Annotated in this window: 28 protein-coding genes and 1 riboswitch; of the genes, 15 read left to right on the top strand and 13 right to left on the bottom strand. The window is 72.0% G+C overall.

Going from position 1 to position 26,968, the window contains the following annotated elements; translation table 11 throughout:
• The first annotated feature begins 194 nt into the window (after nucleotides 1-194).
• Complete coding sequence (locus ACFYU0_RS20710) at nucleotides 195-1,271, top strand: GNAT family N-acetyltransferase (protein ID WP_389303098.1); 1,077 nt, start codon at nucleotides 195-197, stop codon at nucleotides 1,269-1,271.
• Here ACFYU0_RS20710 and ACFYU0_RS20705 read toward each other — a convergent pair.
• Both ACFYU0_RS20705 and ACFYU0_RS20700 read right to left on the bottom strand, forming a co-directional pair.
• Nucleotides 1,253-1,531: a DUF4031 domain-containing protein gene (locus tag ACFYU0_RS20705; protein ID WP_351665941.1), complete on the bottom strand. Its 279-nt coding sequence runs from the start codon at nucleotides 1,529-1,531 to the stop codon at nucleotides 1,253-1,255. The two genes, ACFYU0_RS20710 and ACFYU0_RS20705, sit on opposite strands and share 19 nt — an antisense overlap.
• Nucleotides 1,532-1,538: 7 nt before the next feature.
• A complete protein-coding gene (locus ACFYU0_RS20700) occupies nucleotides 1,539-1,922 on the bottom strand; it encodes a hypothetical protein (protein WP_389303093.1) in 384 nt (127 codons plus the stop codon).
• Nucleotides 1,923-1,977: 55 nt separating this feature from the next.
• On the opposite strand from ACFYU0_RS20700, the gene ACFYU0_RS20695 reads away from it, so the two are divergent.
• The 7 genes from ACFYU0_RS20695 (at nucleotide 1,978) to ACFYU0_RS20665 (ending at nucleotide 8,011) form a co-directional block, all read left to right on the top strand.
• Nucleotides 1,978-2,883, top strand: a complete 906-nt coding sequence (locus tag ACFYU0_RS20695; RefSeq protein WP_351665945.1) for a MurR/RpiR family transcriptional regulator — start codon at nucleotides 1,978-1,980, stop codon at nucleotides 2,881-2,883.
• Between the two features lie 34 nt (nucleotides 2,884-2,917).
• Nucleotides 2,918-3,841, top strand: coding sequence for an N-acetylmuramic acid 6-phosphate etherase (murQ, locus tag ACFYU0_RS20690; RefSeq protein ID WP_351665947.1), 924 nt, complete (start codon nucleotides 2,918-2,920; stop codon nucleotides 3,839-3,841).
• A gap of 316 nt (nucleotides 3,842-4,157) precedes the next feature.
• Entirely contained in the window at nucleotides 4,158-4,589 is a 432-nt protein-coding gene (locus ACFYU0_RS20685; protein WP_351665949.1) for a hypothetical protein, read from the top strand.
• 76 nt (nucleotides 4,590-4,665) lie between these two features.
• On the top strand, nucleotides 4,666-5,943 hold the full coding sequence (locus ACFYU0_RS20680) for a hypothetical protein (protein WP_389303088.1): 1,278 nt from the start codon (nucleotides 4,666-4,668) through the stop codon (nucleotides 5,941-5,943).
• Nucleotides 5,940-6,527, top strand: a complete 588-nt coding sequence (locus ACFYU0_RS20675) for a hypothetical protein (RefSeq protein WP_389303085.1) — start codon at nucleotides 5,940-5,942, stop codon at nucleotides 6,525-6,527. The genes ACFYU0_RS20680 and ACFYU0_RS20675 overlap by 4 nt, the downstream gene beginning before the upstream one ends.
• Entirely contained in the window at nucleotides 6,524-7,255 is a 732-nt protein-coding gene (locus tag ACFYU0_RS20670; protein WP_366913090.1) for an ATP-binding cassette domain-containing protein, read from the top strand. Before ACFYU0_RS20675 ends, ACFYU0_RS20670 begins: the two co-directional genes overlap by 4 nt.
• 180 nt (nucleotides 7,256-7,435) lie before the next feature.
• Nucleotides 7,436-8,011, top strand: coding sequence for a hypothetical protein (locus ACFYU0_RS20665; RefSeq protein WP_351665957.1), 576 nt, complete (start codon nucleotides 7,436-7,438; stop codon nucleotides 8,009-8,011).
• 18 nt (nucleotides 8,012-8,029) lie between these two features.
• Here the strand turns inward: ACFYU0_RS20665 and ACFYU0_RS20660 are convergent, their stop codons facing one another.
• The 5 genes from ACFYU0_RS20660 to thrC form a co-directional block, all read right to left on the bottom strand.
• Entirely contained in the window at nucleotides 8,030-9,154 is a 1,125-nt protein-coding gene (locus ACFYU0_RS20660; RefSeq protein WP_351665959.1) for an NADH:flavin oxidoreductase, read from the bottom strand.
• Between the two features lie 205 nt (nucleotides 9,155-9,359).
• A complete protein-coding gene (gene groL / locus ACFYU0_RS20655) occupies nucleotides 9,360-10,982 on the bottom strand; it encodes a chaperonin GroEL (RefSeq protein ID WP_351665962.1) in 1,623 nt (540 codons plus the stop codon).
• A gap of 317 nt (nucleotides 10,983-11,299) precedes the next feature.
• Nucleotides 11,300-11,503, bottom strand: coding sequence for a cold-shock protein (locus ACFYU0_RS20650; RefSeq protein ID WP_004929928.1), 204 nt, complete (start codon nucleotides 11,501-11,503; stop codon nucleotides 11,300-11,302).
• Nucleotides 11,504-11,946: 443 nt separating this feature from the next.
• Nucleotides 11,947-12,222: a MoaD/ThiS family protein gene (locus ACFYU0_RS20645; protein ID WP_351665964.1), complete on the bottom strand. Its 276-nt coding sequence runs from the start codon at nucleotides 12,220-12,222 to the stop codon at nucleotides 11,947-11,949.
• Nucleotides 12,219-13,502 (bottom strand): threonine synthase, encoded by a 1,284-nt coding sequence (thrC, locus tag ACFYU0_RS20640; protein WP_351665966.1) that lies wholly within the window; start codon nucleotides 13,500-13,502, stop codon nucleotides 12,219-12,221. The genes ACFYU0_RS20645 and thrC overlap by 4 nt, the downstream gene beginning before the upstream one ends.
• Before the next feature lie 17 nt (nucleotides 13,503-13,519).
• Nucleotides 13,520-13,661: riboswitch (SAM riboswitch) on the bottom strand.
• A gap of 159 nt (nucleotides 13,662-13,820) precedes the next feature.
• Between thrC and ACFYU0_RS20635 the strand changes: the two genes are divergently transcribed.
• Nucleotides 13,821-14,765, top strand: a complete 945-nt coding sequence (locus ACFYU0_RS20635; protein ID WP_389303078.1) for a glucosyl-3-phosphoglycerate synthase — start codon at nucleotides 13,821-13,823, stop codon at nucleotides 14,763-14,765.
• Nucleotides 14,766-14,860: 95 nt separating this feature from the next.
• A complete protein-coding gene (locus ACFYU0_RS20630) occupies nucleotides 14,861-16,279 on the top strand; it encodes a trehalose-6-phosphate synthase (RefSeq protein WP_389303075.1) in 1,419 nt (472 codons plus the stop codon).
• Nucleotides 16,280-16,303: 24 nt separating this feature from the next.
• On the opposite strand, the gene otsB is transcribed toward ACFYU0_RS20630, so the two are convergent.
• From otsB to ACFYU0_RS20615, 3 genes are all read right to left on the bottom strand, one after another.
• Nucleotides 16,304-17,137 (bottom strand): trehalose-phosphatase, encoded by an 834-nt coding sequence (otsB, locus tag ACFYU0_RS20625; RefSeq protein ID WP_351665972.1) that lies wholly within the window; start codon nucleotides 17,135-17,137, stop codon nucleotides 16,304-16,306.
• Between the two features lie 66 nt (nucleotides 17,138-17,203).
• Complete coding sequence (locus ACFYU0_RS20620; protein WP_351665974.1) at nucleotides 17,204-17,431, bottom strand: DUF3263 domain-containing protein; 228 nt, start codon at nucleotides 17,429-17,431, stop codon at nucleotides 17,204-17,206.
• Nucleotides 17,432-17,466: 35 nt separating this feature from the next.
• Nucleotides 17,467-18,705, bottom strand: a complete 1,239-nt coding sequence (locus ACFYU0_RS20615; RefSeq protein ID WP_351665976.1) for an extracellular solute-binding protein — start codon at nucleotides 18,703-18,705, stop codon at nucleotides 17,467-17,469.
• A gap of 139 nt (nucleotides 18,706-18,844) precedes the next feature.
• On the opposite strand from ACFYU0_RS20615, the gene ACFYU0_RS20610 reads away from it, so the two are divergent.
• The 3 genes from ACFYU0_RS20610 (at nucleotide 18,845) to ACFYU0_RS20600 (ending at nucleotide 22,016) form a co-directional block, all read left to right on the top strand.
• Nucleotides 18,845-19,798 (top strand): ROK family protein, encoded by a 954-nt coding sequence (locus ACFYU0_RS20610; RefSeq protein WP_351665978.1) that lies wholly within the window; start codon nucleotides 18,845-18,847, stop codon nucleotides 19,796-19,798.
• Nucleotides 19,798-20,967 (top strand): N-acetylglucosamine-6-phosphate deacetylase, encoded by a 1,170-nt coding sequence (gene nagA, locus ACFYU0_RS20605; RefSeq protein ID WP_389303069.1) that lies wholly within the window; start codon nucleotides 19,798-19,800, stop codon nucleotides 20,965-20,967. The genes ACFYU0_RS20610 and nagA overlap by 1 nt, the downstream gene beginning before the upstream one ends.
• Before the next feature lie 119 nt (nucleotides 20,968-21,086).
• Complete coding sequence (locus ACFYU0_RS20600; RefSeq protein ID WP_389303066.1) at nucleotides 21,087-22,016, top strand: 1-phosphofructokinase family hexose kinase; 930 nt, start codon at nucleotides 21,087-21,089, stop codon at nucleotides 22,014-22,016.
• A 26-nt stretch (nucleotides 22,017-22,042) separates the two neighbouring features.
• Here the strand turns inward: ACFYU0_RS20600 and ACFYU0_RS20595 are convergent, their stop codons facing one another.
• Entirely contained in the window at nucleotides 22,043-22,972 is a 930-nt protein-coding gene (locus ACFYU0_RS20595; RefSeq protein WP_351665984.1) for a carbohydrate-binding protein, read from the bottom strand.
• Between the two features lie 118 nt (nucleotides 22,973-23,090).
• Nucleotides 23,091-24,749, bottom strand: a complete 1,659-nt coding sequence (cdgB, locus tag ACFYU0_RS20590; RefSeq protein ID WP_351665986.1) for a diguanylate cyclase CdgB — start codon at nucleotides 24,747-24,749, stop codon at nucleotides 23,091-23,093.
• A 423-nt stretch (nucleotides 24,750-25,172) separates the two neighbouring features.
• Between cdgB and ACFYU0_RS20585 the strand changes: the two genes are divergently transcribed.
• The gene (locus tag ACFYU0_RS20585; RefSeq protein WP_389303627.1) at nucleotides 25,173-25,664 is read left to right on the top strand and encodes a flavin reductase family protein; all 492 of its coding nucleotides are present in this window, start codon (nucleotides 25,173-25,175) and stop codon (nucleotides 25,662-25,664) included.
• 22 nt (nucleotides 25,665-25,686) lie between these two features.
• On the opposite strand, the gene arfB is transcribed toward ACFYU0_RS20585, so the two are convergent.
• Complete coding sequence (gene arfB / locus ACFYU0_RS20580; protein ID WP_351665990.1) at nucleotides 25,687-26,124, bottom strand: alternative ribosome rescue aminoacyl-tRNA hydrolase ArfB; 438 nt, start codon at nucleotides 26,122-26,124, stop codon at nucleotides 25,687-25,689.
• Between the two features lie 171 nt (nucleotides 26,125-26,295).
• On the opposite strand from arfB, the gene ACFYU0_RS20575 reads away from it, so the two are divergent.
• Complete coding sequence (locus ACFYU0_RS20575) at nucleotides 26,296-26,871, top strand: TerD family protein (RefSeq protein ID WP_389303061.1); 576 nt, start codon at nucleotides 26,296-26,298, stop codon at nucleotides 26,869-26,871.
• The last annotated feature ends 97 nt before the right edge of the window (nucleotides 26,872-26,968 follow it).

The following is a 26,968-nucleotide window of genomic DNA, read 5'->3' as shown; positions in this document are numbered from 1 at the left end:
TTCGGTCTATTTCGTGCAGCGAACGACCTTCGAGTCTCACAAGCCCACTCGGACGGGACAACGCACGGCCGGTCAAGATGCGGCAATGCGAGGGTCAACTGAGCCGCTGTGTGCGCGAGATGAGATGCCGGCCCGCGACCGCGAAGCCGGAAATACTGTCGCCCCCCGCCCACCACCCCCCTAGGGTTCGCCCCATGCGAGCTATGAGCGGGGACGACGTGTTGAAGGCCGTCGACGGGTGCCTGGCGGCGCTCGGGCCGGTGGCGGGGCGGGACTGGGAGGGGGTGCGCGCGGCCGGGCTGGAGTGGAGCTGCCGGGAGACCGTCGAGCACATCGCGGGTGATCTGATCGCCTACGCCGGGCAGTTGGCCGGAAGGCCGCAGGACTCCTATGTCCCGTTCGAGATCAAGCTCGACGACGGCACCGACAACGCCGGCCTGCTGGACGTCGTGCGGGCGACCGGTGCGCTGCTCGACGCCGCCGTCCGCACCACCCCGCCCCACGTCCGGGCCTTCCACCCCTACCCCTTCCGCGGCGCCGACCGCCAGGGCTTCGCGGCGATGGGCGTCGCCGAGGTGGTGCTGCACACGCATGACGTCACCCGGGCGCTCGGCGTCGAGTACACGCCGGAGGACGGCCTCGCCGAGGCCGTCCTCGGCTGGCTGTTCCCGCATGTGCAACCCGGTCCGGCGGCCTGGCCGACCCTGCTGTGGGCGACCGGCCGGGGCGAGCTGCCGGGGCGGGCGCCGGTCACCGAGTGGCGCTGGCGCAACAACCTCGTCATCCCCGCCGAGCGGATCGATCTGGTCGGGCTGCGGCCGGTCGTCGCCCGCGACATCCGGCTGGGCGGCGACGGAGGCCTGGACTGGATCGAGGGCGGCCCCTACGAGGGCACCCGGGAGGCGGCCGGCTTCCTGGTGAAGGCGTACGAAGGGGGCGTGCACCGCCCGGAGTTCGGGGTCTTCGCCCTCGTACGGAAGGAGGACGGCCGCGCGGTCGGCGGCATCGGCTTCCACAGCGCGCCGGACGAGGACGGCCGGGTGGAGATCGGCTACGACCTGGTGGAGGGCGCCCGCGGGCAGGGCTACATCACCGAGGCCGTGCGCGCGCTGGCGGACTGGGCGCTGGCCCGGGACGACGTCCATGCCCTGTTCGCGACCGTCGAGCGGGAGAACACCGCCTCCCAGGCCGTGCTGGGCCGGGCCGGCTTCAGGCGGGTGAGCGAGGAGGACGGCAGCGGCGCCGAGCTGGCCTACGAGCTGCGGCGCTGAGCGAGCCCCTTGGGCCGGCGCAGCCCGGAGGCGCGCAGCAGCCGCACCACCTCGCGGCTGCTGACCCGCAGCGCCCCGGCGGCCACCGCGTCCGCGTACCGGTGCGACGGAAGGTCGTAGTGGTCGCGTTCGAAGGCGCGCCGGGGCACGCCCAGGGCCGCGGCGAACGCGTGCAGTTCGTCGTAGGACACGTCGCTGACCAGGTGCGACCACATGCGGCCGTGGCCGGGCCAGGACGGCGGGTCGATGTAGACGGTCACGGGCGACTCACGAGGACTGCGATCCGCCCATGGCCCGGCCCAGCGAACCCACCGGGGCGACCTGGACGCCCGCCTTGTGGCACACCCAGTGCGGGTCGGGCCCCAGTTCCGGCTCCACGTCCAGGGCGTGCGGGTCGCCCGATCCGCACACCGGGCACAACGGCCAGCGGCCGTACCGCTCCAGCAGCGCGTCCTGGACGTCCTGCGCGACCAGCCCGGGCAGGAAGGGCGCGCCGTCCGGCCACTGCTCGACCCACCAGCGCCGTTCGGCGACGGAGTCCTCCACCAGTGAGACCACGTCGGCCTCGGCCACCCGGCCGGCGACCAGGTCGGCGAGCACCAGGGCGCGGGCCGCGTGCAGCGCCTGCTCGAGTGGGGTCAGTGGCTCCATGGTCCCATTGTGCGCACTCTTGACCGCGGGACCGAACCGAAAATATCTTTCATTGGTGACCCAGGACGTGAAGGAAATTTTCGGCGGTCCGGGCGGCTCCCTCGCCGCGAAGGTGCGCACCCTCGCCCCCTCGATGACCCGTTCCATGCAGCGCGTCGCCGAGGCCGTCGCGAGCGATCCGGCCGGCTGCGCCGCCCTCACGGTCACCGGCCTCGCCGAACTGACCGGCACCAGCGAGGCGACGGTCGTCCGCACGGCCCGGCTGCTCGGCTACCCGGGCTACCGCGATCTGCGCCTGGCCCTCGCCGGCCTCGCCGCCCAGCAGCAGTCGGGCCGCGCGCCCGCGATCACGACGGACATCGCGGTGGACGACCCCATCGCCGACGTCGTGGCCAAGCTCGCCTACGAGGAGCAGCAGACCCTCGCGGACACCGCCGCCGGGCTCGACACCGCGCAGCTCGGCGCGGCCGTCACCGCGCTCGCGGGCGCCCGCCGCACCGATGTGTACGGCATCGGCGCCTCCGGCCTGGTCGCCCAGGACCTCACCCAGAAGCTGCTGCGGATAGGGCTCATAGCCCACGCGCACAGCGATCCGCATCTGGCCGTGACCAACGCGGTGCAGCTGCGCTCGGGTGATGTGGCGATCGCCATCACCCACTCGGGTTCCACCGGCGACGTCATCGAGCCGCTCCGGGTCGCGTTCGACCGCGGGGCGACCACCGTAGCCATCACCGGCAGGCCCGACTCGCCGGTGACGCAGTACGCCGACCACGTGCTGACGACGTCCACGTCACGGGAGACGGAGCTGCGGCCCGCCGCGATGTCCTCCCGGACGAGTCAGCTGCTGGTGGTGGACTGCCTGTTCGTCGGGGTGGCACAGCGGACGTACGACAGTGCGGCGCCCGCGCTGGCCGCGTCCTACGAGGCGCTGGCGCACCGGCACCGCTCCACCCCCAGGTGAGTGCAAGCACGCGAATCGGAGAGAGCCACCCCCCATGACCTCCCATGACCTGCGCAATCAGTTGGAGTCCCTCACCACCGAAGCCTTCCGGCCGGAGCTCGCGGAGATCGACCGGATGCCCACCCTCGACATCGCGCGCCTCATGAACGGCGAGGACGCGGGCGTGCCCGCCGCCGTCGCCGCGCGGCTGCCGCAGATCGCCGCCGCCATCGACGCCGTGGCCGAGCGCATGGCCGGCGGCGGGCGCCTGGTGTACGCCGGCGCGGGCACCGCCGGGCGGCTCGGCGTCCTCGACGCCTCCGAGTGCCCGCCCACCTTCAACACCGAGCCCGGTCAGGTCGCCGGCCTGATCGCGGGCGGCCCCGAGGCGATGGTCACCTCGGTCGAGGGCGCCGAGGACTCGGCGGAACTGGCCCGCGAGGACCTGGACGCGCTGAAGATCCGGCCCGAGGACACGGTGGTCGGCGTCTCCGCGTCCGGCCGCACCCCGTACGCCGTCGGCGCGGTCGAGCACGCCCGCTCGCTCGGCGCCCTGACCGTCGGCCTGTCCTGCAACGAGCACAGCGCGCTCGCGGCCGCCGCCGAGCACGGCATCGAGGTCGTCGTCGGACCCGAACTGCTCACCGGTTCCACCCGGTTGAAGGCCGGCACGGCCCAGAAGCTGGTGCTCAACATGCTGTCGACGATCACGATGATCCGGCTGGGGAAGACGTACGGGAACCTGATGGTCGACGTCCGCGCCTCCAACGCCAAGCTGCGGGCCCGCTCCCGGCGCATCGTGTCCCTGGCCACCGGGGCCCCCGACGAGGAGATCGAGCGGGCGCTGACCGAGGCGGGCGGCGAGGTGAAGAACGCGATCCTGATCGTCCTCGCCGGTGTCGACGGCCCCATGGCCGCCCGTCTGCTGGAGGAGTCCGGCGGCCACCTGCGCGCCGCACTCGCCGGCACGGCCGACTGAGGTCACGCTACGCGTCCGCAACGCGCACCCCCGCGCTGGGGCCCGGGGCGCCGGTGACGGCCGGGGCGAGCCATCACGGGGGAGGCGGGACCGGCCTCACCACCGCCGGCCCGGTTGCTTGTAACTGCCATTTGCATAAGCGGTGTTGAGCCGCAGGTCAGGCCGTTGCACTCATCCGCCGAACCAGGCGAAGGTCAAGAACAAGCCTCGCTGGCCGAAAGTTGACGTAAAGATCATTTAAACAGTACGTTCCCGCAGTTCCACCCGGAAGTGATCATGCACAGCGTGACGCCGGGCGGAAGACTGGGGAACCCGTATGCCGGGCATTTCAACCAAGCGTGTCTCCACCGTGGCCGGCCTGGCCGCCGCCGCCGTTCTCGCGTCGGCGCCGGGCGCCTGGGCCAACTGGTCCAGCCACATCACCTCCTGGACGGACGGCGGCACCTCCCGGACCTGGGCCGACGAGAGCTACAGCCAGATCCAGTTCACCGGGTGCACGGCTCAGTACGCCACCACCAAGCAGGTGGTCGTTCAGCTGTGGGACTACGACGCGCTGTCGTCCAACGACTACTACGGGTCCAAGACCTACACCGCCTGCTTCAACGGCGGCACGAGCAACGGTGAGTGGACCGGGCTGCCCACCGAGCCGGACTTCTACTTCGAGACCTCGAAGATCGGCCAGGGCGGGAGCTGCTGCCTCCTCAACGTGAGTTCGGTCTACGTCGACACCACCAAGGCCGACAGCTGACCTTCGGTTCCGAGGCGCGGCGTGCCCCATGGGGCACGCCGCGCCTCAGCCCGTCCCGAGCCTCGCGAGGAACCCCTTGAAACCGCTCGCCCGAATCCGGTCCAGCAGTGTGCTGTGGGCGTCGCCCGTCGTCTTGCTGCTCGTGCTCGCCTACTACTTCACGGACATCACGTCCGACCTGCGACTCGACCCGCTCGACTACGCGCCCACCGTCGTCGACGGGGTGCTGCGCAACCTGGTACCCGTCGCCTACGCGGTCGCCGCGGCCCTGGGCGCCTGGGAGGCGCGCAAGCTCGGCAACGCGGACATCTGGCAGTGGGGCGCCGTGCGTTCCCGTTACGCCATCGCCGCGCACAGCCTCGTCCCCGTGGTCGCGCTGGCCTGGCTGGTCCTGATCCTGCCCGTCGTATGCGGGCTGATCCAGACGGGAACCCCGCCGAACACGGCGGGAGCGGGCCTCCTGGTGCTCGCCATAACGCTCTGCGCGGCCCACGCGGTGATCGGGTTCGGCTGGGGAACGGCGGTCCGGCACATCGCGGCGGTCCCGGTGATCGCGGTCCTCGACTTCCTGGCCCTCGGCTGGTCCACCGGACTCACGGTCCCCTGGCCCCGGCATCTCACCAGCCTCTACCCGGGCAGGCTGATGTTCGGCGAACTGCCGACCGCGCCCGCCCTGGTGGCTCCTCTCCTGGTCGGCCTCGGCGCCGCCGCGGCGGTGGCCCTGCTCTGGTCGGGCATACCCCGGGCGTGGCTGCGCGCCGCCCTCGCCGGGGCACTGGCGCTGTCCTGCTTCGGCGGCGGCTACGCCATCGTCAAGGACTGGAGCTACATCGGGCCGCGGAGCACCGGGAACGGATCGATGTCCTGCACGAGCGGCAGCCCTCGCATCTGCACCCCCTCGGCCTACGCCGCCGAACTCCCCGCTCTGCGCGAGGAGGTCACGGGCACCCTGCGGACCCTCCGCGGAGCGGGCGTCGAGGCTCACCCCGCCACGCTGACGGACACCCTCGCCGCGGTGCGGTACCCGGAGCCGTCCACGACCACCGACTGGCACCTCCCGCTCGGCGCGAGCCAGGCGGCGGGCATGACGCCGTACCAGGTCGCCCGTGCGGCGGTGCGCTTCGAATGTGCGCCGCCCGCGACGGAGCCCGCCCGCCTCGTCTACTACTGGGTGTCCATGAGGGTCGGCCAGGGCGACGTCTACCTGCGGCGTCTGTCCACCGAACCCGACTTCACCGCGGGCAAGCGGGAACTGCTGCGGGCCCGGGTGAACAAGGTCCTCGGCATGGACGGCGCCGACCAGGCGGAGTGGTTCCGGCGCACCGTCGCGTCCGCGTGCGGGAAGGCGTCATGACCTGGTGGCTCAAGGCGCGGCGGGTGCACACGCATCTGCCGGCCGGACTCCTGCTGTTCGTCCTGCTGGCCGCCGTCGTACAGGACGGCCCGGTCCACCTGCCGTCGATCTCCCTGGGCACCTCGGAAGGGGTGCAGGCCATGGTCTTCGTACCGCTCGTACCGGCGGCGGTCCTCTTCAACTGCCTGGGGTCACGGTTCGGTCCGGCGGAGGAGTCGGGGATCCGGCGGGTACGGCAGTACGACGCGCTGCTCGCGCTCGCGGTCGTCGCGCTCACCTCTCCGCTGGGCTCCGTCGTGGCGGCCGCGACCGGTTCCCGTGCCGCCGAGTCCCTGGGCCGCAACACCGCCTTCCTGGTGGGACTCACCCTGCTGTGCGGCGCGTTGTTCGGCAGCTCCGCGGTGCTCATGCCGGCGGTGTGGCCCCTGGTGGTGGTCATGTTCGGTCTGCGCCGCCCGAACGATCCGTACCCGTGGACCGTGCTGCTCGAGCCCGCCCACACCTGGTACGCCACCACCGGCGCCGCGCTGATGCTCGCCACCGGCATCGGCGCCCATCTCTTCTTCGCTCGGAGGTCCGCATGACCGTCGTAATGGAATCCTGCAGCTATGGCTACGGGCGCCGTCGGCGTCCCGTGCTCTCGGACTTCGGCTACCGGCTCCCGGACGGACTGACGATTCTGCTCGGACCCAACGGCGCCGGAAAGTCCACCCTGCTCAAGCTCGCCGCCGGGGTCACCTCCCCCCGGAAGGGGACGGTGACGCTCGACGGCGTCTCCGCGCGGTCCAAGGAGTACCGCCGCGCGGTGGCCTGGATGCCGCAGACCATCACCCCGCTGCCCTCCCTCACCGTGCGGGAGTACGTCGCCTATGCGGGATGGCTGAAGGGAATGAACCGGCGCGCCGCCTGGGACGAGGCGCCCCGGGCACTGGCCCGCGTGGAGATGGGCAGGAAGGCGAGGGAGAGGACGGACCGGCTCTCCGGAGGTCAGCTGCGCCGCGTCGGCGTGGCCTGCGCCCTGGTGCACGAGGCGCGCGTACTGCTCCTGGACGAGCCGACGGCCGGAATGGACCCGCGCCAGCGCCGCGTCTTCCGGGACCTGCTGGCGAGCCTGAAGCAGGATGTCAGGGTTCTGATGTCCACCCACGACGTGGCCGATCTCGCCGAGGAGGCCGACCACGTGTCGATCCTGGCGTCCGGGAGGCTGGTCCTCAGCGGCACGACCGCCGAGTTCCTGGCCCACACCCCGGCGGGGACGGCCGAGGGCAGAAGCGCGGAAGGCGCCTACACGGCACTGCTGCAGTCGCACTGACGCACACCTGCGAGGCGGCCCGGGCGGGCCGCGCACCTCACCTCCCGGAGCCGGGGCCCCGCGACCAGTCTCCGGGGCTCCGGGGCCCCGTCGCCACCCGTGGCGCGCTACCGTCGAACTGCCGGCCCGGCCGGCACCGAACCTGGCCCCCGGAGAAGCCGAAGGACTGCGCGGACCGACATGAACCACGCCCAGCTCACCGCCCTCGGACGCGCCCTCAGGCTGCTCGGGGAGCACGGGGAGACCCTGTCCGCCGACACCCCGGACGCCCGGCTGCACGAGGTCAAGGCCGATCTGCGGCGCGCCCTCGACCTGCTGGACGAGACCGTGGGGGCGGGAGCGCCCAGCACCCGGTGCCCCGAGCATCCGCACGGGCCCGTCGACAAGAGCGCGCCCGACCTGTGTCTGCTGTGCGAGACCCGCAGACGGGCCGCCCGCCGCTCGGAGTACCAGAGCGGCGGGCGGGCGCAGGCCGGGGAGGCGCCCGCCGGCGCGCCCTCGCGCTACGGCGTCCGCGCCGACCGCCCCCAGCCCCAGCAGCGGTGGCTGCCGGAGGCCTGGAACGGCCGGGAGTGGCAGCTGTGCGGCACGCCCCGGCGGGACCGGCGGGAGGCCGAGGCGTATCTGGCCGCCCAGCGGCGCGGGTCCCGGCCGGCGATGGCGTACCGGCTGGTGCACGAGTTCACCGACTACGAGGTGCTGCGGGTGTGGGGGACGCCGGTCCAGGTCGACATCGAGCCGATGGGCAACCTCTAGGCGCCCCCCGGACCCCCCTCAGCTGAGGGACTGCAGCGCCGCCGCGTCGTACGGCTTCAGCTCGTCGAAGCGGTCGCCGAGCACCTTGGCCGCCCACTCGGGGTCCTGGAGCAGGGCGCGGCCGACGGCGACCATGTCGAACTCCTCGGCCTCCAGGCGGTCCAGCAGGTTGTCGATGCTCTTGACCGGGGAGCCCTCGCCCTGGAATGCGTTGATGAAGTCGCCGTCGAGGCCGACCGAGCCGACGCTGATGACCGGCTTGCCGGTGAGCTTCTTCGTCCAGCCGGCGAGGTTCAGGTCGGAGCCCTCGAACTCGGGGAGCCAGTAGCGGCGGGTGGAGGCGTGGAAGACGTCGACGCCGGCGGCGGCCAGCGGCGCGAGGATGGCCTCCAGTTCCTCCGGGGTCTCGGCGAGACGGGCGTCGTAGGCCTCCTGCTTCCACTGCGAGAAGCGGAAGATGACCGGGAAGTCCGGGGAGACGGCGGCGCGGACGGCCGCCACGATCTGCGCGGCGAAGGTGGTGCGGGCGACCGGGTCGCCGCCGTAGGCGTCGGTGCGGCGGTTGGTGCCCTCCCACAGGAACTGGTCGAGCAGGTAGCCGTGGGCGCCGTGGATCTCCACACCGTCGAAGCCGATGCGCTCGGCGTCGGCCGCTGCCTGGGCGAAGGCGTCGATGACGGCGTCGATGTCGTCCTGGGTCATGGGCGTGGCGTCGTCGGTGCCGTCCACGCGCAGCCCGGAGGGGCCGTGGGAGGGGGCCTCCGGGTTGGGCTTCTGGCCCTGCTTGCGCACCGTGCCGATGTGCCAGAGCTGCGGCACGATGGTGCCGCCGGCCTCGTGCACCGCCTCGGCGACCTTCGCCCAGCCCGCGAGCGCCTCCTCGCCGTGGAACCGGGGCACACGGCTGCTGCCGCCGGCCGACTCGTGGCCGACGTAGGTGCCCTCGGTGACGATCAGGCCGACACCGGCGGCGGCGCGCCGGGCGTAGTACGAGACCACGTCCTCGCCGGGGACGCCGCCCGGGGAGAACATCCGGGTCATCGGCGCCATCACGATGCGGTTCGGGACGGTGAGGCCGCCCAGGGTGATCGGGCGGGAGAGGATCTGGGCCGCGCGGGACGCGGGGGGCGGCGTGACGGTCACGGTGGGGGCTCCTCGGTGACGACTCGGTAGACCGATTGGTATGTGCGCACGCATTGTTGCAGCTCCTTAAGCAACCACCCAGAGGCTCCCGCACATTCCTTTCGCGGCCGTTCAGGAGTGTGATCCCGGACACGCCCGAGGGCGGCACCCCCTGCCTGAGACAGGGAGTGCCGCCCTCGGAAAGGACAGGCCGATCCGCGCGGGATCAGAAGTCCATGTCACCGCCCGGCATGCCGCCCGGAGCGGCCGCGGCGGCCTTCTCCGGCTTGTCGGCGATGACGGCCTCGGTGGTGAGGAACAGCGCGGCGATGGAGGCGGCGTTCTGCAGCGCGGAACGGGTCACCTTCGCCGGGTCGATGATGCCCTCGGCGACCAGGTCGACGTACTCGCCGGTCGCGGCGTTCAGGCCGTGGCCCGGGGTCAGGTTGCGCACCTTCTCCACCACGACACCGCCCTCGAGGCCGGCGTTGACGGCGATCTGCTTCAGCGGGGCCTCGAGCGCGAGCTTCACGGCCTGGGCGCCGGTCGCCTCGTCACCCTCGAGCTCCAGCTTCTCGAAGACCTGGGAGGCCTGCAGCAGGGCCACGCCACCACCGGCGACGATGCCCTCCTCGACGGCGGCCTTCGCGTTGCGGACGGCGTCCTCGATGCGGTGCTTGCGCTCCTTGAGCTCCACCTCGGTGGCGGCGCCGGCCTTGATGACCGCGACACCGCCGGCGAGCTTCGCCAGGCGCTCCTGCAGCTTCTCGCGGTCGTAGTCCGAGTCGCTGTTCTCGATCTCGGCGCGGATCTGGTTCACCCGGCCGTTGACCTGGTCCGAGGAACCGGCGCCGTCGACGATGGTGGTCTCGTCCTTGGTGATGACGACCTTGCGGGCGCGGCCCAGGAGGTCCAGGGTCGCGTTCTCCAGCTTGAGGCCGACCTCCTCGGAGATGACCTCGCCGCCCGTGAGGATGGCGATGTCGCCGAGCATGGCCTTGCGGCGGTCGCCGAAGCCCGGGGCCTTGACGGCGACGGACTTGAAGGTGCCGCGGATCTTGTTGACCACCAGGGTCGACAGGGCCTCGCCCTCGACGTCCTCGGCGATGATCAGCAGCGGCTTGCCCGACTGCATGACCTTCTCCAGCAGCGGGAGCAGGTCCTTGACGGAGCCGATCTTGGAGTTGGCGATGAGGATGTACGGGTCCTCGAGCGACGCCTCCATGCGCTCCATGTCGGTCGCGAAGTAGGCGGAGATGTAGCCCTTGTCGAAGCGCATGCCCTCGGTGAGCTCGAGCTCGAGGCCGAAGGTGTTGCTCTCCTCGACGGTGATGACGCCTTCCTTGCCGACCTTGTCCATCGCCTCGGCGATGAGCTCGCCGATCTGGGTGTCGGCGGCGGAGATGGACGCGGTGGAGGCGATCTGCTCCTTGGTCTCGACGTCCTTCGCCTGCTCCAGCAGGGCGGCGGAGACGGCCTCGACGGCCTTCTCGATACCGCGCTTCAGGGCCATCGGGTTGGCGCCGGCGGCGACGTTGCGCAGGCCTTCCTTGACCAGGGCCTGGGCGAGCACGGTCGCGGTGGTCGTACCGTCACCGGCGACGTCGTCCGTCTTCTTGGCGACTTCCTTGACCAGCTCGGCGCCGATCTTCTCGTACGGGTCCTCGAGCTCGATCTCCTTGGCGATGGAGACACCATCGTTGGTGATCGTGGGGGCGCCCCACTTCTTCTCGAGGACGACGTTGCGGCCCTTGGGGCCGAGCGTCACCTTGACGGCGTCCGCGAGCTGGTTCATGCCGCGCTCGAGGCCGCGCCGCGCCTCCTCGTCGAACGCGATGATCTTGGCCATGTGAAGTGGTCCCTCCAGGACTGGGGGTGATTCCTTCGGACCGCGCCCGCGCCCGCGACGGACGGCTCGCCGGCCTCGCGGTTCCTTGCCCCACTTGGCCTGCGGGCCTCACCGACCCGGTCCTCGTTGTCACTCTCACCTTCAGAGTGCTAACGCAATGATTAGCACTCGGCATGGCCGAGTGCAAGCGCCTCCCGGGGTACGGGGCGCCCAGTCAGCCGCCCGCGAACGCACGGGCCCGCGCCCCCGCGCGGGAGCCGGGCACGGCGAAGGGCCCGCACCCTGTGCGAGGTGCGGGCCCTTCGTGCAAGAAACGTTCAGGCGCTGAGGCGAACCATGTCGGCCTGCGGGCCCTTCTGGCCCTGCGAGATCTCGAACTCCACCCGCTGGCCCTCTTCCAGGGTGCGGTAGCCGTCCATCTGAATGGCGCTGTAGTGGACGAATACGTCCGCACCACCGTCGACCGCGATGAAGCCGTACCCCTTCTCCGCGTTGAACCACTTGACGGTGCCCTGAGCCATGCCTAACTCCCCTATTACTGGCCCTTGCACAGATCCGCACTTCGCGGACCCGGGTCAGACCTCACCCCCCATTGGCCGGGGGCGTGCGCCGGAACGCGTCGACCGCCGCTGAATGTATCTGCCCAACTGCCGTCTGCAACAGGTCAATCGGACGAGAAATATGGACGCGAACGGTCCGGAATGTAGCGTGAATTCGCCCGAATTCAGGGCAAGTCGGGCCCCATAAAATGCGCAAAAGCCGCAGAAAGCACCCGCACTTTGGCTGTTTCTTGTCGGGTGCACCGCGGTGAATCCAAGGCTCCTGACCCACGGTCCGGGAGCGGGTTCCCCAACTCTACCGCGCTCAATCACTCAGAATGGCCCCCTCCGCTTCTCTCGCGGAGGAGGCCATTCAATGAACAATGGGTAACCGGCGTTACCGAAGGTAATGATCGGTCATTCTGTCAGCCGCCGGCGACGGCCGGAATGATGGAGACGCCGGCGCCGTCCGGGGTCGCGGTCTCCAGCCCCTGCTCGAAGCGGACGTCGTCGTCGTTGACGTACACGTTGACGAAACGGCGCAGCTTGCCCTGGTCGTCCAGCACCCGCGCGGCGATCCCGGTGTGGTTCTTCTCCAGGTTCTCGATGACCTCGGCGAGGTTCGCGCCCTCGGCGGGGACCTCGGCCTGCCCGCCGGTGTAGGTGCGCAGGATGGTGGGGATGCGAACGGTCACGCTCATGCGAGGCCAGCCTCTCGGAAGGAGTCCAGGTTCGGGCGGATGGTGGCGGTGAGGCCGGTACCGGCCACCGCGTCGAGGGTCTTGAGGCCGTCGCCGGTGTTGAGGACGACCGTGGTCTTCGCCGGGTCCAGCACGCCCTCCTTGAGCAGCTTGCGGGTGACGCCGACGGTCACGCCGCCCGCCGTCTCCGCGAAGATGCCCTCGGTCCGGGCCAGCAGCTTGATCGCGTCCACGACCTCCTCGTCCGTCACGTCCTCGACCGCGCCGCCGGTGCGGCGGGCGATGTCCAGGACGTACGGCCCGTCGGCCGGGTTGCCGATGGCGAGGGACTTGGCGATGGTGTTCGGCTTCTGCGGCCGTACGACGTCGTGGCCCGCCTTGTACGCGGTCGACACCGGCGAGCAGCCCTCGGCCTGGGCGCCGAAGATCTTGTACGGCCGGTCCTCGACCAGACCCAGCTTGATCAGCTCCTGCAGGCCCTTGTCGATCTTCGTGAGCTGGGAGCCGGAGGCGATCGGGACCACGATCTGGTCCGGCAGCCGCCAGCCGAGCTGCTCGCAGATCTCGTACGCCAGCGTCTTGGAGCCCTCGGCGTAGTACGGCCGCAGGTTGACGTTGACGAAGCCCCAGCCCTCGCCGGCCGGGTCGCCGATCAGCTCGGAGCAGAACCGGTTCACGTCGTCGTAGTTGCCCTCGATGCCGACGAGTTCGCCGCCGTAGACCGCGGCCATGACGACCTTGCCCTGCTCCAGGTCGTGCGGGATGAACACGCAGGAGCGGAAGCCGGCCCGGGCGGCGGCGGCGCCGACGGCGCCGGCGAGGTTCCCGGTGGAGGAGCACGACAGGGTGGTGAAGCCGAAGGCGCGCGCGGCCTCCAGGGCCTGGGCGACGACGCGGTCCTTGAAGGAGTGCGTCGGGTTGCCGGAGTCGTCCTTCACGTACAGCCCGCCGGTGACGCCCAGCTCGGCGGCCAGGTTGTCGGCCTTGACGAGCTTGGTCCAGCCGGGGTTGATGTTCGGCTTGTCGGCCACGTCGGCGGGGACGGGCAGCAGGGGCGCGTAGCGCCAGATGTTCGCGGGGCCCGCCTCGATGCGCCGGCGCAGTTCCTCGGTGTCGTAGGCCGAGAAGTCGTAGGCGATCTCCAGCGGGCCGAAACACTCCTCGCACGCGAAGACCGGTCCGAGGGGTACCCGGTGGCCGCATTCGCGACAGCTCAGGGCAGCGGCGGGGCCGAGATCGACGGCGGGATTGCTGGTGCTTGCAACTGTCTGCACAGCCATGGAGGCGAGGCCCTTTCTCCTCATCTTCCTCACGACGCATCTCGCCGCGAGACGGATTTGGCACCTTCCCTGGCCGGGAGCCTCGCGCGAAACGAGTGCGGCTCAGGGGGGTTGCCGGGGCTTCATCGGGCCGTGTCCCTCTGCCCCTCTGGATGAGCGGTATTCGGTTGTGAACGCCGGGCGACCCCGACATGCGATGGTCATCGGCGTTGTTCAAGACTGTAACCGACGGCCGGGACAGTTGAGATAGTCGTCCGAACCGCGAGATGCATCACCCCCCTCAACAGGCGTGATCACGACAGTGAGGAGCCGCAGACCGTGCTGGAAGAAGTCGAGCGCTGGCTGGCCACCCGCTCCTGGTCCGTGGCCGACCGCCCGCTGCACGGAGTCCTGGCCGCCAAACAGCGCTCCGGCCAGTCCGTCTCCGTCGTCCTGCCCGCGCTGAACGAGGAGGAGACGGTCGGCGACATCGTCGCCGTCATCCGCCGCGACCTCGTGCGGCAGGCTCCGCTGGTCGACGAGATAGTCGTGGTCGACTCCGGGTCCACCGACCGCACCGCCGAGGTCGCCGCCGCGGCCGGCGCCCGGGTGGTGCACCGCGACAGCGTCCTGCCGCGCATACCGGCCCTCCCCGGCAAGGGTGAGGTGCTGTGGCGCTCGCTGCTGGCGACGAGCGGGGACATCGTCTGCTTCGTCGACGCCGACCTGCGGGAGTTCTCCTCCGACTTCGTCCTCGGCATCGTCGGCCCGCTGCTCACCGACCCGGACGTCGACCTGGTCAAGGCGATGTACGACCGTCCGCTGGGCGGCGCCGCCGGACAGGGCGGCCGGGTCACCGAGCTGATGGCCCGCCCCCTGCTGAACATGCACTGGCCGCAGCTCGCCGGCTTCGTGCAGCCGCTGGGCGGGGAGTACGCGGCCCGCCGCTCGCTGCTGGAGCAGCTCCCGTTCCCGGTGGGCTACGGCGTGGAGCTCGGCATGCTGGTGGACGCCCTGCACCTGGTGGGCCTGGACGCGCTGGCCCAGGTGGACGTGGGGGTGCGCAGGCACCGGCACCAGGACGGGCAGGCGCTCGGCCGGATGGCCGCGGCGATCTACCGCACCGCGCAGCTCCGGCTGGCCCGCGGCCACCTCGTACGGCCCGCGCTCACCCAGTTCGAGCGCGGCGAGGACGGGTTCGAGCCGCGCACCTACCCGGTGGACACCGAGGAGCGGCCGCCGATGGTGGAGATCGCGGAGTACGCGCACCGCAGGGTGGCCTGAGCGGCGCGGTGAACGCGGAAGAACGGCCGTATACAGCCGCCTTCCGGGGCGGAGCGCACGTTTGAGCGTTTCCGGGCCGGGCTAGGTTGAGAATCATGGCTTCCACGCAGGGTGCTGAGGTACTGGTCGCGTCCAACCGCGGCCCGGTTTCGTACGAGGCGCTCGAGGACGGTTCGCTGCGCGCCAGACGGGGCGGCGGCGGACTGGTCTCGGGTCTTTCGGCCATCGGGCCGGACGCCAACGCGGTGTGGGTCTGCGCCGCGCTCGGCGACGGCGACCGGGAGGCGGCACGGCGGGCGGGCGGCGGCCTGCTGCCGTCCGAGGACACCGGCGGGCAGCACGTGCGGATGCTGGACATCGACGCGGCCGTGCACCACGACGCCTACAACGGCATCGCCAACTCGGTGCTCTGGTTCGTCCACCACATGCTGTACCAGACCCCGCTGGAGCCGGTCCTCGACGCGGAGTTCCGCCGCCAGTGGGCCTCGTACCAGGCGTACAACCGGGCGTTCGCCGAGGCGCTGGCGCAGGAGGCGGCCGAGGGTGCCGCGGTGCTCATCCAGGACTACCACCTGGCCCTCGCCCCCCGGATGCTCCGGCAGCTCCGTCCGGACCTGCGCATCGGCCACTTCTCGCACACCCCGTGGGCCCCGCCGGACTACTTCCGGCTGCTGCCCGACGACATCGCCGCCGAGCTGCTGACCGGCATCCTCGGCGCGGACCGGGCCGCGTTCCTGACCGAGCGCTGGGCGGACGCGTTCAAGGACTGCTGCCACGCGGTGCTCGGCCCCGGCATCCCGTCCGGGACCCGGATCGGGGTGCACGGGCTCGGCGCGGACGCCGACTTCCTGCGCGAGCGGGCGCACCGGCCGGACGTGGACGAGCGGATGGCGGCCCTGCGCGAGGAGATCGGCGAGGGGCGCCGCACCATCGTCCGGGTGGACCGCACCGAGCTGTCCAAGAACATCGTGCGCGGACTGCTGGCGTACCGGCAGCTGCTGGACGCCCGTCCGGAGTGGCGCGAGCGGGTCGTGCACATCGCGTTCGCCTACCCCTCGCGCCAGGACCTCGCGGTCTACCGCGACTACACGGCCGAGGTGCGGCGGGTCGCGGACGAGATCAACTCCGACTACGGGACGCCCGGCTGGACGCCGGTGGTGCTGCACGTCAAGGACGACTTCGCCCGCTCCCTGGCCGCGTACCGGCTCGCGGACGTGGCCCTGGTGAACCCGATCCGGGACGGCATGAACCTGGTCGCCAAAGAGGTGCCCGTCGTCTCCGACGAGGGGTGCGCGCTGGTGCTGTCGCGGGAGGCGGGCGCGTACGAGGAGCTGGGCGACGACGCGATCGTGGTCAACCCGTACGACGTCGTCGGGACGGCGGACGCGCTGCACGCCGCGCTGAGCCTGCCCCAGGGCGAGCGGGCCGAGCGCTCCAAGCGGCTGGCCGCCGCGGCCACCGCGCTGCCGCCGGCGCAGTGGTTCCTGGACCAGCTCGGCGCGCTGACCGGCTGAGGGCCGGCGGACCGGCGGGCCGGGTCAACCGAGCCGCTCCGCCAGCGCGCGCAGCAGCGCGACGACGCCCTCCGGGCCGTCGACCACCAGGTCCGCCCGTTCGGCGAGTTCGGTGACCTCGGCGCTGCCGCTGCAGACCAGCAGGCCGGGGACGCCCTCGGCGCGGAGCTCCTCGACGGCCGCGAAGGCGGGCAGGTCGCCGAGGTCGTCGCCCGCGTAGAGGACGGATCCGGCGGCGGTGCGGCGGACGTGGTCGAGGAGGGCGACGCCCTTGTCCATGCCGGGCGGCCGCAGTTCCAGGACCAGCCGGCCCGGTTCGACGATCAGGCCGTGCCGGGCGGCGAGCTCGGCGAGGGGTGCGCGCAGGGCCTCGAAGGCGGCCTGGGGGTCGTCGGCGCGGCGGGTGTGCACGGCGACGGCCCGGCCCTTGTCCTCGGTCCAGGTGCCGTGCCCGGCGCCGGAGCGCTCCAGCAGCCCGGGCAGTTCGGCGCGGACCGCGGCCACACCGGGGTGCGGCGGGGGCGCGGTGACCTCGCCGGTCGCGGCGTCCCAGCGTTCAGCGCCGTAGTGGCCGAGGACGGTGAGGTGTTCCAGGCCGGGCACGTCCGCGAAGCCGCCGTAGCGCACCGCGACCTCGGCGGGCCGGCCGGTGACCACGGCGACGGAGGCCACCTCGGGGGCGAGCGCGGCGAGCGCCGGGACGGCTTCGGGGTGGGCGCGGGCCTGCTCGGGGTCGGCGACGATCGGTGCGAGGGTGCCGTCGAAGTCGAGCCCGATCACCGCCGCGCGGGGCTTGGCCAGCAGCGTGTGCAGCCCGTCGCGGCCCGCCTGGGTCGCCGGGGTCGGCAGGAGGTCCATACAGGGACAGTATCCGGCGCGGGCCCGGGTCACTCCTGGAGTGTTTCCCCCGCACGCGCCGCGGCTTCAGCGCTCCGCGCGGCGGGCCTCCCGCACCCGGCGCAGGCGGTTGACCGTGACCGGGTCCGCGGCGAGCGCCCGGGCGTCGTCCAGGAGGGCGTTGAGGAGCTGGTAGTAGCGCACCGGGGCGAGGCCCAGCTCCTCGCGGATGGCCCGTTCCTTCGCGCCGGGGCCGGCGAAGCCCCGGCGCTCCAGCGCGAGGATGGCCTGTTCGCGGCTGCCCAGTTCCTCCATGGGGCAACCGTAGCGCCGGGCGCCGACAGCCGGTCTCAGTTCACGTCGGCGCTGTCCGCCGCCGACGCCGTGGACTGCAGCCGGGCCAGCACGTCGGTGGGGTTGCCGCCGGGAGCGACCGCCTGGCCGATGTTCTTCTTCACGGCCGCGCTGACCGAGGCCCACGAGGTCTTGCCGACCGGGTAGAGCTGGGAGACCGGGAGCTGGTCGAGGAAGGGGCGCAGGGCCTTGTCGCCGGGCGCTTCCGAGTCGGCCATGGCGCTGGACGCCGAGTCGGTGACCGGCAGCAGCCCGTACTCGCGGGAGAAGGCGAGGACGTTCTTCTTCTCGTAGACGAAGTCGAGGAACGCGCCGATCTCGCGGGCGTGCCCGTTCTGCCTGAAGCCCATCATCCAGTCGGCGACGCCCATGGAGGCCTTGGCCCGGCCGGTGCGGCCCGGCATCGGCACGGTGCCGAACTTCACGCCCTTCTTCTCGGCCTGCTGGATCAGCGTGGGGTGGCCGTTGAGCATGCCGACCTGGCCGTCGGCGAAGGCGGCGAAGGCGTCCGCGCGGTTGAGCCTGCCGGGGGCGACCGGGCCGGTCAGGCCCTTGCCGACCAGGTCGTCCTTGAGCCAGTTGAAGGTCTCCACGTTCTTCGCGGAGTCGATGCTGTAGGCGCCGATGTCGTCGGTGTAGGCGTCGCCGCCGCCCAGCAGCCACTGCATGGTCTCGGCCTGGGCCTCCTCGGGGCCGAGCGGCAGCGCGTAGGGGTACTTCACGCCCTTGTCCTTGAGCGCGCGGGCGTCGGCCGCCAGCTCGTCCCAGGTGGTGGGCGGGGTGATGCCGGCCTGGTCGAACAGGGTCTTGTTGTAGAAGAGCACCCGGGTGGAGGCCGCGAACGGGATGCCGTACTGCACGTGCTTCCACTGGCCGGCGTCGGAGAGCGCGGCGAGGAGGTCGGCCTGGGTGCGGATGGAGAGCAGGTCGGAGGCCTGGTAGAGCTTGCCCGCGGCCGCGTAGTCGGCGTAGGCGCCGATCTGGGCCAGGTCGGGGGCGTTCCCGGCGTCGACCATCTCCTTGACCTTGCGGTCGACGTCGTTCCAGGAGTAGACGCTGACCTCGACCTTCACCCCGTGCTCGGCCTCGTACTCCTTGGCCAGCGCGTCCCAGTACTTCTTGGAGCCGTTCGCCGCCGAGTCGCCGTAGTCGGCGGCGACGAGTCTGAGGGTCACGTCGGAGTCCGTGCTCCCGCAGCCGCCGAGAACCGCCGTCATGCCCAGTGCGGACACCACCGCGATCGTTCCTGCCGTACGCCGACGCACCCTCAAAGCCCCAACCCTGCTGTCTGACCGTTCAATATGTGGACACATAAGGTCTACACCACGTGAGTGGACTAGACCTCTTGTGGGTCAGGGGGCCACACTGTCCCCCGTGAGACATGTCATCGCCCTGGACGTGGGCGGTACCGGGATGAAGGCCGCCCTCGTCGGAGACGACGGCGAGCTGCTGCACCGCGCCCGCCGGGCGACCGGTCGCGAGCGCGGACCGGACGCGGTGGTCGGGACGATCCTCGGCTTCGCCGCCGAACTGCGCGCGTACGGCCTCGAGACCTACGGCGAGCCGGCCGCCGCGGCCGGCATCGCGGTCCCCGGCATCGTCGACGACGAGCGCGGGATCGCCGTGTACGCCGCCAACCTCGGCTGGCGGGACGTCCCGCTGCGCGCGCTGCTCGCCGAGCGGCTCGGCGTCCCGGTGGCGCTCGGCCACGACGTGCGCACCGGCGGCCTCGCCGAGGGGCGGATCGGCGCGGGCAAGGGCGCCGACCGGTTCCTGTTCGTGCCGCTGGGCACCGGGATCGCCGGCGCGATCGGCGTGGACGGCCGGGTGGAGGCGGGCGCGCACGGGTTCGCCGGCGAGATCGGGCACATCGTCGTACGGCCCGGCGGCGCCGCGTGCCCCTGCGGGCAGCACGGCTGCCTGGAGCGGTACGCCTCCGCGTCCGCCGTCAGCGAGGCGTGGGCCGCGGCCTGCGGCGACCCGGAGGCGGACGCCGCCGACTGCGCCAAGGCCGTCGCGTCCGGTGACCCGAACGCCGTCCGGGTGTGGCAGGAGGCGGTGGACGCGCTCGCCGACGGGCTGGTCACCGCGCTCACCCTGCTGGACCCGCGCACGCTGATCATCGGTGGCGGCCTGGCCGAGGCGGGGGAAGTGTTGTTCCAGCCGCTGCGGGACGCCGTCCGGCGCCGGGTCACCTTCCAGAAACTGCCGTCCATCGTCCCCGCCGCCCTCGGCGACACCGCCGGCTGCCTGGGCGCGGGGCTTCTCGCCCGGGATCTCCTCGACTCCACCGACCCCACGACCGACCCCTCGGAGGTAACCGCCTGATGGCTCCCAGCTTGGTTCTCGCAGGTGCTCGGGTGGTGCTGCCCACCGGGGTGGTGGACGACGGGCGCGTGACCGTGGAGGGCACGAGGATCACCGCGGCCGGCGCGCCGGACCCCGGAGGCGCCGCGGCCCCGGCCGGCGCCGAGGTGATCGACGTGAGCGGTCACTGGCTGGTCCCGGGCTTCGTGGACCTCCACAACCACGGCGGCGGCGGGGCGTCCTTCTCCGGCACGGCCGAGGAGATCCTCACCGCCGTCCGCACCCACCGGCTGCACGGCACCACCACGCTGGTCGCCTCCACCGTCACCGACGAGATGGACCTGCTGGTCAGGCAGGCCGGGCTGCTGAGCGAGCTGGCCGAGCAGGGCGACATCGCGGGCATCCACTTCGAGGGGCCGTTCATCTCGCCGTGCCGCAAGGGCGCGCACTCCGAGGAGCTGCTGCGCGACCCGGAGCCGGCCGAGGTGCGCAAGCTGATCGACGCCGGGCGCGGCCGGGCGAGGATGGTCACGCTCGCCACCGAACTGCCGGGCGGTATCGACTCGGTGCGGCTGCTCGCCGAGCACGGGGTGATCGCGGCGGTCGGGCACACGGACGCCACCTACGAGCAGACCGTCGCGGCCGTCGACGCGGGCGCCACCGTCGCCACCCACCTCTTCAACGCCATGCCCGCCCTGGGCCACCGCGCCCCCGGCCCGATCGCCGCCCTGCTGCAGGACGAGCGGGTCACGGTCGAGCTGATCAACGACGGCACCCATCTGCACCCCGCCGCGCTGGAGCTGGCCTTCCGTCACGCGGGCGCCGACCGGGTCGCGTTCATCACCGACGCCATGGACGCGGCCGGCACCGGCGACGGCCGCTACATGCTCGGCCCGCTGGAGGTCGAGGTCAGCGACGGCGTGGCCCGGCTGGTGCACGGCGGTTCGATCGCCGGCTCCACGCTGACCCTGGACCGCGCGTTCAAGCGGGCGGTCACGGTCGACGGGCTGGCGGTGACGGACGCCGTCACCGCGCTGTCCGTCAACCCGGCCCGTCTGCTCGGCCTGTCCGACCGCATCGGCTCCCTGGAGCCCGGCAAGGACGCCGACCTGGTGCTGCTGGACGCGGGCTTCGACCTCAAGGGCGTGCTGCGCCAGGGGGAATGGGTCGTCGCGCCCCGACTGCCCTGATCCGTCCCGGCGCCGAGAGACGGTGACCGGCCCGCGCACTGGGCCGGCCGCCGTCTCTTTGGCATGATCAGGTCCCCGCAGACCGATGACGCGACGGACTTCGAGGGAGGTCGGACCTGGTGATCCTCACGGTCACGCTCAACACCGCTCTCGACATCACCTATTACGTACGGTCGTTGCGGCCGCACGCCTCGCACCGGGTCTCCCAGGTCCTCGAACGGCCGGGCGGCAAGGGCGTGAACGTGGCCAGGGTGCTGGCCGCCCTCGGCCACGAGGTGACGGCCACCGGCTTCGCGGGCGGCGCCACCGGCCGGGTACTGCGCGAACACCTCGCGGCCGCGCCCGGGGTGACGGACGCGCTGGTGCCCGTCGCCGGGGCCACCCGGCGCACGGTCGCCGTCGTGGACGAGCGGACCGGCGACACCACCCAGCTCAACGAACCGGGCCCGCAGATAGCGCCGGCCGAGTGGGGCGCCTTCCAGGACCGGTACGCGGAACTGCTCGGCCGGGCCTCGGCGGTGGCGCTGTCCGGCAGCCTCCCGCCCGGCGTGCCCGTCGGCGCGTACGCGGGACTGATACGCGCGGCCCGCGCCCACGGTGTGCCCGTGCTGCTGGACGCCGGCGGGGAGCCGCTGCGCCGCGGGGTGGCGGCCCGCCCCGACATCATCAAGCCGAACTCCGAGGAACTGGCCGAACTCACCGGCTCCCACGAGCCGCTGCGCGCCACCCAGAACGCCCGCCGCCGCGGCGCCCACGCGGTGGTCGCCTCCCTGGGCCCGGACGGCCTGCTCGCGGCCACCCCCGAGGGCCGCTGGCGCGCCACCCCGCCCGCGCGCATCCACGGCAACCCGACGGGCGCGGGCGACTCGGCGGTGGCGGCCCTGCTGTCGGGGCTCGTGGAACGACTCCCCTGGCCGGACCGCCTGGCCCGAGCGGCGGCCCTGTCGGCGGCGACGGTACGAGCGCCCGGCGCGGGCGAGTTCGACCCCGGGACCTACGAGGAACTGCTCGCACGGGTCGCGGTGTCCGGGGTGGTCAGCGCGGCGTGACGTGACGCGAAGCCATCCGGCGCGCCTCAGTTCCGTCCCACCTTGCCCTTCTTCAGCCGAAGCTGGTCCAGGAGGACGTTGCACTTGTCGCCGGGCGCGCAGGAGAGCGAGAGGGTGTTGGACCCCTTGTTCAGGTTCGGGTAGGCGAAGCTCTCCGTCCAGGCGAGCTTCGGATCGGTCTGGTGCGTGAAGTTGGCGAAGTTGAATCCGCTGCCGTACTTCTGACCGTTGACGGTGAGGGTCATCGACTGGTCCTCACCGGCGTTGTTGTACCGCGCGAGGAGGGTGTACGCGCCCTCCTCGGGAATGTCCACGGTCCAGGTCACCGAGGCGCCCACTGTGCTCAGGCCGCCCACGTAGGTGCCACCGGCCGCCTGCGCGCCCGGTACGTCCGTCGCCTTGGTCGCACCGCCGGCCAGCTGGAGGGCGCTCGCGTCCGACTTCGGCAGCTCGCCGGCCGGGGCCGAGGCGCTGTTCGACGGGCTCGGCTCGCCGGTCTGGGACTGGGTCGGGGAGGCGTCCGCCTGGTTGCCGGACTTGTCGTCGTCCGTGTTGCCGTTGATCATCGCCACACCGATGCCGATGACGACCGCCGCGACCACCGCGATCGCGCCGATCAGCAGACCCTTGGTGTTGGGGCCGCGGCGCCCGCCGCCGGCGGGCGGCATGGACTGCCTGCTCGTCGGCGCGCCGCCGGGCAGCGTCTCCGGGGCCTGGTAGTGCGTGTTCGGCTGGCCGTAGGCGCCCTGCTGCGGGACCGTGGGCTGCTGCTGGCCGTAGGCGGCCTGCGGCTGGCCGTACTGGCGCTCGCCGACCGCGCGCACTCTGCTGACCGAGTTCGGATAGCCGTAGCCACCCGACGGCGGCTGGGCGCCTCGGGCCTGACCGTCGGCGTACAGGTAGCCGAACGGGTCGTCGTCCTCGGGCGTGCTCGCGCCGTTGTCGCCGGGCGTCATCCCTTGGTACTCCTCAACAGGTGCGGGTGGATGCGATACGGGTGTGGAATGGCGAGCCTACCCGCTCCGACTGGGCCAAACGGGTGACCCGGATCGCATCAGCTCACTGACCTGCGATTCATCCGGCGCGCCGGTGCTGTTTGGGACGAGATCTTTTCTCGACGTACATCCGTTCGTCAGCGGACTTCAACACTTCGTCCGCCGTCATGCCGCAGTGTGCCCAGCCGATGCCGAAGCTGGCGCCCACCCGGACGGCCCGGCCCTCGGCGCGGATGGGCTGGATGATCTCGTTGCGCAGGCGTACCGCGAGGTCCTGGGCGTCGGCCTTGCCGAGGCCGTCGGCGAGGATCACGAACTCGTCGCCGCCGAGCCGGGCGACGGTGTCGCCGTCGCGCACCCCGCGGGTCAGCCGCCGGGCGACCTCGATCAGCACCGCGTCGCCCGCGTTGTGGCCGAACCTGTCGTTGATCGACTTGAAGCCGTCCAGGTCGCAGAAGAGGACGGCGAGGCCCTTGGCGCCGTCGTCGTGGCCGTCCTCGGGGGCGACGGTGTGGACGTGGTGGTCGTAGCCGTCGAAGGCCTCGGCGCCCTGCGCGAAGTCGAAGCCGTGCCCGGGCTGGGCGTCGAAGGCGGGGTGGCCGTAGGCCGCGTCCAGCGACTCCAGGGCGCCGGCGTGGGACGGACGGTGGCACAGGCGGGCGGACAGCCGGGAGCGCAGCTCGGCGGAGTTCGGCAGGCCGGTGAGGGAGTCGTGGGAGGCGCGGTGGGCGAGCTGCAGCTCGCGGCGCTTGCGCTCCTCGATGTCCTCGACGTGGGTCAGCAGGAAGCGGGGCCCGTCGGCGGCGTCGGCGACGACGCTGTTGCGCAGGCTCACCCAGACGTAGCTGCCGTCGCGGCGGCCCAGGCGGAGTTCGGCCCGGCCGCCCTCGGCGGAGGTCCTCAGCAGCGTGCCGATGTCCTCGGGGTGGACCAGGTCGGAGAAGGAGTAGCGGCGCATCGCGGAGGCGGGGCGGCCGAGCAGCCGGCACAGGGCGTCGTTGGTGCGCAGGATGCGGCCGTGCTGGTCGCCGCCCATCTCGGCGATCGCCATGCCGGAGGGCGCGTACTCGAAGGCCTGCCGGAAGCTCTCCTCGCTGGCCCGGAGCGCCTGCTGCTCGCGCTCGAGCCGGACCAGGGCGCGCTGCATGTTGGACCGCAGACGCGCGTTGCTGATCGCGATGGCGGCCTGGAAGGCGTACATCTGCAGGGCCTCGCGACCCCAGGCGCCGGGGTGGCGGCCGTTGCGCGGCCGGTCGACGGATATGACGCCGAGCAGCTCGCCGGAGGAGCCGCCGCCCTGCGCCCCGGGCGTGTACATCGGGGCGAAGAGGCGGTCGGAGGGATGCCACTCGTCCTCGAAGCGCGGGGCGGGGCCGTCGGTGTACCACTGCGGGACGTCGTCGTCGTCCAGCACCCAGCCCTCGGTGTGGGGTATGAACACGAGGTCGCCCCACTGCTCGCCCATGCTCAGCCGCCGGTCCCAGGCGTCGCGGGAGCCGACCCGGCCGGTGATCAGGGCCTCGGCGGCGGCGTTGCCCGAGAAGGCGGCGATGACGAGGTCGCCGTCGGGGCGCACGAGGTTGACGCACGCCAGCTCGTACCCGAGGGCGCTGACCGCGCCGTCGGCGACCGTCTGCAGTGTGTCCGCCAGGCTGCGTGCCGTGTTCATGTCGGCCATGACCTGGTGCAGCTGCCGCAGGGACGCAAGGCGGACATACGGTTCCGACTCGGTCTCCATGCTCGCCCTCCCCCCAGACCTCGCAGCGAATCAAGGGCTGTGTCCGGCGCTTCCTTACAGTGCTTCCCGTCGTCTCTCAGTGGTCTTCAGCCACTGAATCACAGCGCGCTGCCCACTCGGTACACAGGGTCAACAATATCTGTCCCTTGTGACTCAAGTCACAGGGGAACGTGAACAATTGAGTGGAGTTTCTGCGTTTTCCCTGTGCGTTTACTGAACGCAAGCTTTGTCGTTGTGCGCACATGATGCACGAACCGTCACCTCGTGGTCCCCCGGTCCTAGGACCCGGCTAGGGCCAGGGCCCGATGCGGCCCGTCCGGGGCGGAGATTAGCGTTCATGGCGTGCTGAACACCTCCTCCTCCACCGCCGCAGCAGTCAACGGGCATGCTGAGGGGGTGAGCAACGACGAGTTCCGGGCCGCCATGTCCCGGCTGGCCGCGGGCGTGGTCCTGGTGACCGCGCAGGAACCGCCGCTGGACCCCGACGACCCGGCCGCGCCCGGCGGCGAGGACGTCGGCATGACCGCCACCGCCTTCATGTCCGTCTCGCTGGACCCGCCGCTGGTGATGGTCAGTCTGCGCGAGGGCTCGCGCATGGACGAACTGCTCGCCGAACAGCCGCTGTGGGGGGTGTCGGTGCTCGCCGACGGCCAGCGCCACATCGCCGGGCGGTTCGCCATGAAGGGCCGCATCAGCGACCGGCTGCTCTTCCAGGACCTGCCGCGCGAGCGCGGGGAGGTCTCCGGCGCCCCGCTGGTCGACGGCGCGCTGGCCACCCTGGAGTGCCGCACCGAGCAGCGGGTGCCGGCCGGCGACCACACCCTCGTCATCGGCCGGGTGCTGACCGCACGGGCGCCGGACGCGCAGGGCGGCCCGCTGATGTACTTCCGCGGCCGCTACCGCCATCTGGGCTGACGGCCGACCCGGCCGGGGGGTGTCAGCCCCAGTCCCGCCCGGAGCGGCCGCGCTTGCGTTCCGAGCGCTGCTTCTTCTCGCGCAGCCGGCGCTCGTTGATGCCCCTCGGGATGCGGGTGGGGCGGCGGGGTTTCGGCGGGGGCGCGGTGGCCTCGGCGAGGAGGGCGGCGAGGCGCACGGCGGCGGCCTCGCGGTTGCGCCACTGGGAGCGGTGCTCGGAGGACCGCACGACGACCACGCCGTCCACCAGCCGCCCGGCCAGCCGGGCGAGCGCCCGCTCCTTCCACACCGGCGGCAGCGCCTCGGTGCGCGCCAGGTCGAAGCGCAGCTCGACCTGCGAGTCACTGGTGTTGACGTGCTGCCCGCCCGGCCCGGAGGACCTCGAGAAACGCCACATCAGCTCGGCCTCGGGCAGCGAGACCGAACCGCGGATGACATGGGGACCGGACATGCCTCCCATGTTCCCGGCACCGCCCGTCCCACGTCACGCGGTTTTCACCGGGAGACGGCCACATGGGTAAAAAAGGTAAAGGGATCCGGAACCACCGGGACCCCCCTCGACGTTGTCCCCGGTGACGGTAGCTTCGTCGGCACAGATGCGCACGAATAACTAGGGAAGGGACTCCCAATCATGGCTGTAAGCCTGTCCAAGGGTGGCAACGTCTCGCTCACCAAGGAGGCTCCGGGCCTGACCGCCGTCACCGTGGGCCTCGGCTGGGACGTCCGCACCACCACCGGCACGGACTTCGACCTGGACGCCTCCGCCATCGCGGTCAACGGGCAGGGCAAGGTCTACTCCGACGCCCACTTCGTCTTCTTCAACAACAAGCAGACGCCGGACAACTCCATCGTCCACACCGGTGACAACCGCACCGGCGAGGGCGCCGGCGACGACGAGGCGATCAACGTCAACCTGGCCGCGCTCCCGGCCGACATCGACAAGATCGTCTTCCCGGTCTCCATCTACGACGCCGACAACCGCGGCCAGAACTTCGGCCAGGTCCGCAACGCCTACATCCGCATCGTCAACCAGGCCGGCGGCGCCGAGATCGCCCGCTACGACCTCTCCGAGGACGCCGCCACCGAGACCGCCATGGTCTTCGGCGAGCTGTACCGCAACGGCGCGGAGTGGAAGTTCCGCGCGGTGGGCCAGGGCTACGCCTCGGGCCTGGTGGGCATCGCCCAGGACTTCGGCGTGAACGTCTGACGCACGCCCCGTCGGGCGGACAGGCCCGGCCCGCGGGCCGGGGCCTGTCCGCCCCGGCCCGCGCCCGCGCCCGCCCGTGATTTCCGGCGGAGCCGCC

It is taken from the genome of Streptomyces sp. NPDC003720 (genome assembly GCF_042875075.1).
GTDB lineage: Bacteria > Actinomycetota > Actinomycetes > Streptomycetales > Streptomycetaceae > Streptomyces.
Note: the sequence above shows the minus strand (reverse complement) of the source record. Positions and strands in the feature narration are given on the sequence as shown.

Coding starts and splice junctions, on each gene's coding strand:
- ACFYU0_RS20710 (WP_389303098.1), top strand. CDS start 195: ATGCGAGCTATGAGCGGGGACGACGTGTTGAAGGCCGTCGACGGGTGC.
- ACFYU0_RS20700 (WP_389303093.1), bottom strand. CDS start 1,922: ATGGAGCCACTGACCCCACTCGAGCAGGCGCTGCACGCGGCCCGCGCC.
- murQ (WP_351665947.1), top strand. CDS start 2,918: ATGACCTCCCATGACCTGCGCAATCAGTTGGAGTCCCTCACCACCGAA.
- ACFYU0_RS20685 (WP_351665949.1), top strand. CDS start 4,158: ATGCCGGGCATTTCAACCAAGCGTGTCTCCACCGTGGCCGGCCTGGCC.
- ACFYU0_RS20675 (WP_389303085.1), top strand. CDS start 5,940: ATGACCTGGTGGCTCAAGGCGCGGCGGGTGCACACGCATCTGCCGGCC.
- ACFYU0_RS20670 (WP_366913090.1), top strand. CDS start 6,524: ATGACCGTCGTAATGGAATCCTGCAGCTATGGCTACGGGCGCCGTCGG.
- ACFYU0_RS20665 (WP_351665957.1), top strand. CDS start 7,436: ATGAACCACGCCCAGCTCACCGCCCTCGGACGCGCCCTCAGGCTGCTC.
- groL (WP_351665962.1), bottom strand. CDS start 10,982: ATGGCCAAGATCATCGCGTTCGACGAGGAGGCGCGGCGCGGCCTCGAG.
- ACFYU0_RS20650 (WP_004929928.1), bottom strand. CDS start 11,503: ATGGCTCAGGGCACCGTCAAGTGGTTCAACGCGGAGAAGGGGTACGGC.
- ACFYU0_RS20645 (WP_351665964.1), bottom strand. CDS start 12,222: ATGAGCGTGACCGTTCGCATCCCCACCATCCTGCGCACCTACACCGGC.
- thrC (WP_351665966.1), bottom strand. CDS start 13,502: ATGGCTGTGCAGACAGTTGCAAGCACCAGCAATCCCGCCGTCGATCTC.
- ACFYU0_RS20630 (WP_389303075.1), top strand. CDS start 14,861: ATGGCTTCCACGCAGGGTGCTGAGGTACTGGTCGCGTCCAACCGCGGC.
- otsB (WP_351665972.1), bottom strand. CDS start 17,137: ATGGACCTCCTGCCGACCCCGGCGACCCAGGCGGGCCGCGACGGGCTG.
- ACFYU0_RS20620 (WP_351665974.1), bottom strand. CDS start 17,431: ATGGAGGAACTGGGCAGCCGCGAACAGGCCATCCTCGCGCTGGAGCGC.
- nagA (WP_389303069.1), top strand. CDS start 19,798: ATGGCTCCCAGCTTGGTTCTCGCAGGTGCTCGGGTGGTGCTGCCCACC.
- ACFYU0_RS20595 (WP_351665984.1), bottom strand. CDS start 22,972: ATGACGCCCGGCGACAACGGCGCGAGCACGCCCGAGGACGACGACCCG.
- cdgB (WP_351665986.1), bottom strand. CDS start 24,749: ATGGAGACCGAGTCGGAACCGTATGTCCGCCTTGCGTCCCTGCGGCAG.
- ACFYU0_RS20585 (WP_389303627.1), top strand. CDS start 25,173: ATGTCCCGGCTGGCCGCGGGCGTGGTCCTGGTGACCGCGCAGGAACCG.
- arfB (WP_351665990.1), bottom strand. CDS start 26,124: ATGGGAGGCATGTCCGGTCCCCATGTCATCCGCGGTTCGGTCTCGCTG.
- ACFYU0_RS20575 (WP_389303061.1), top strand. CDS start 26,296: ATGGCTGTAAGCCTGTCCAAGGGTGGCAACGTCTCGCTCACCAAGGAG.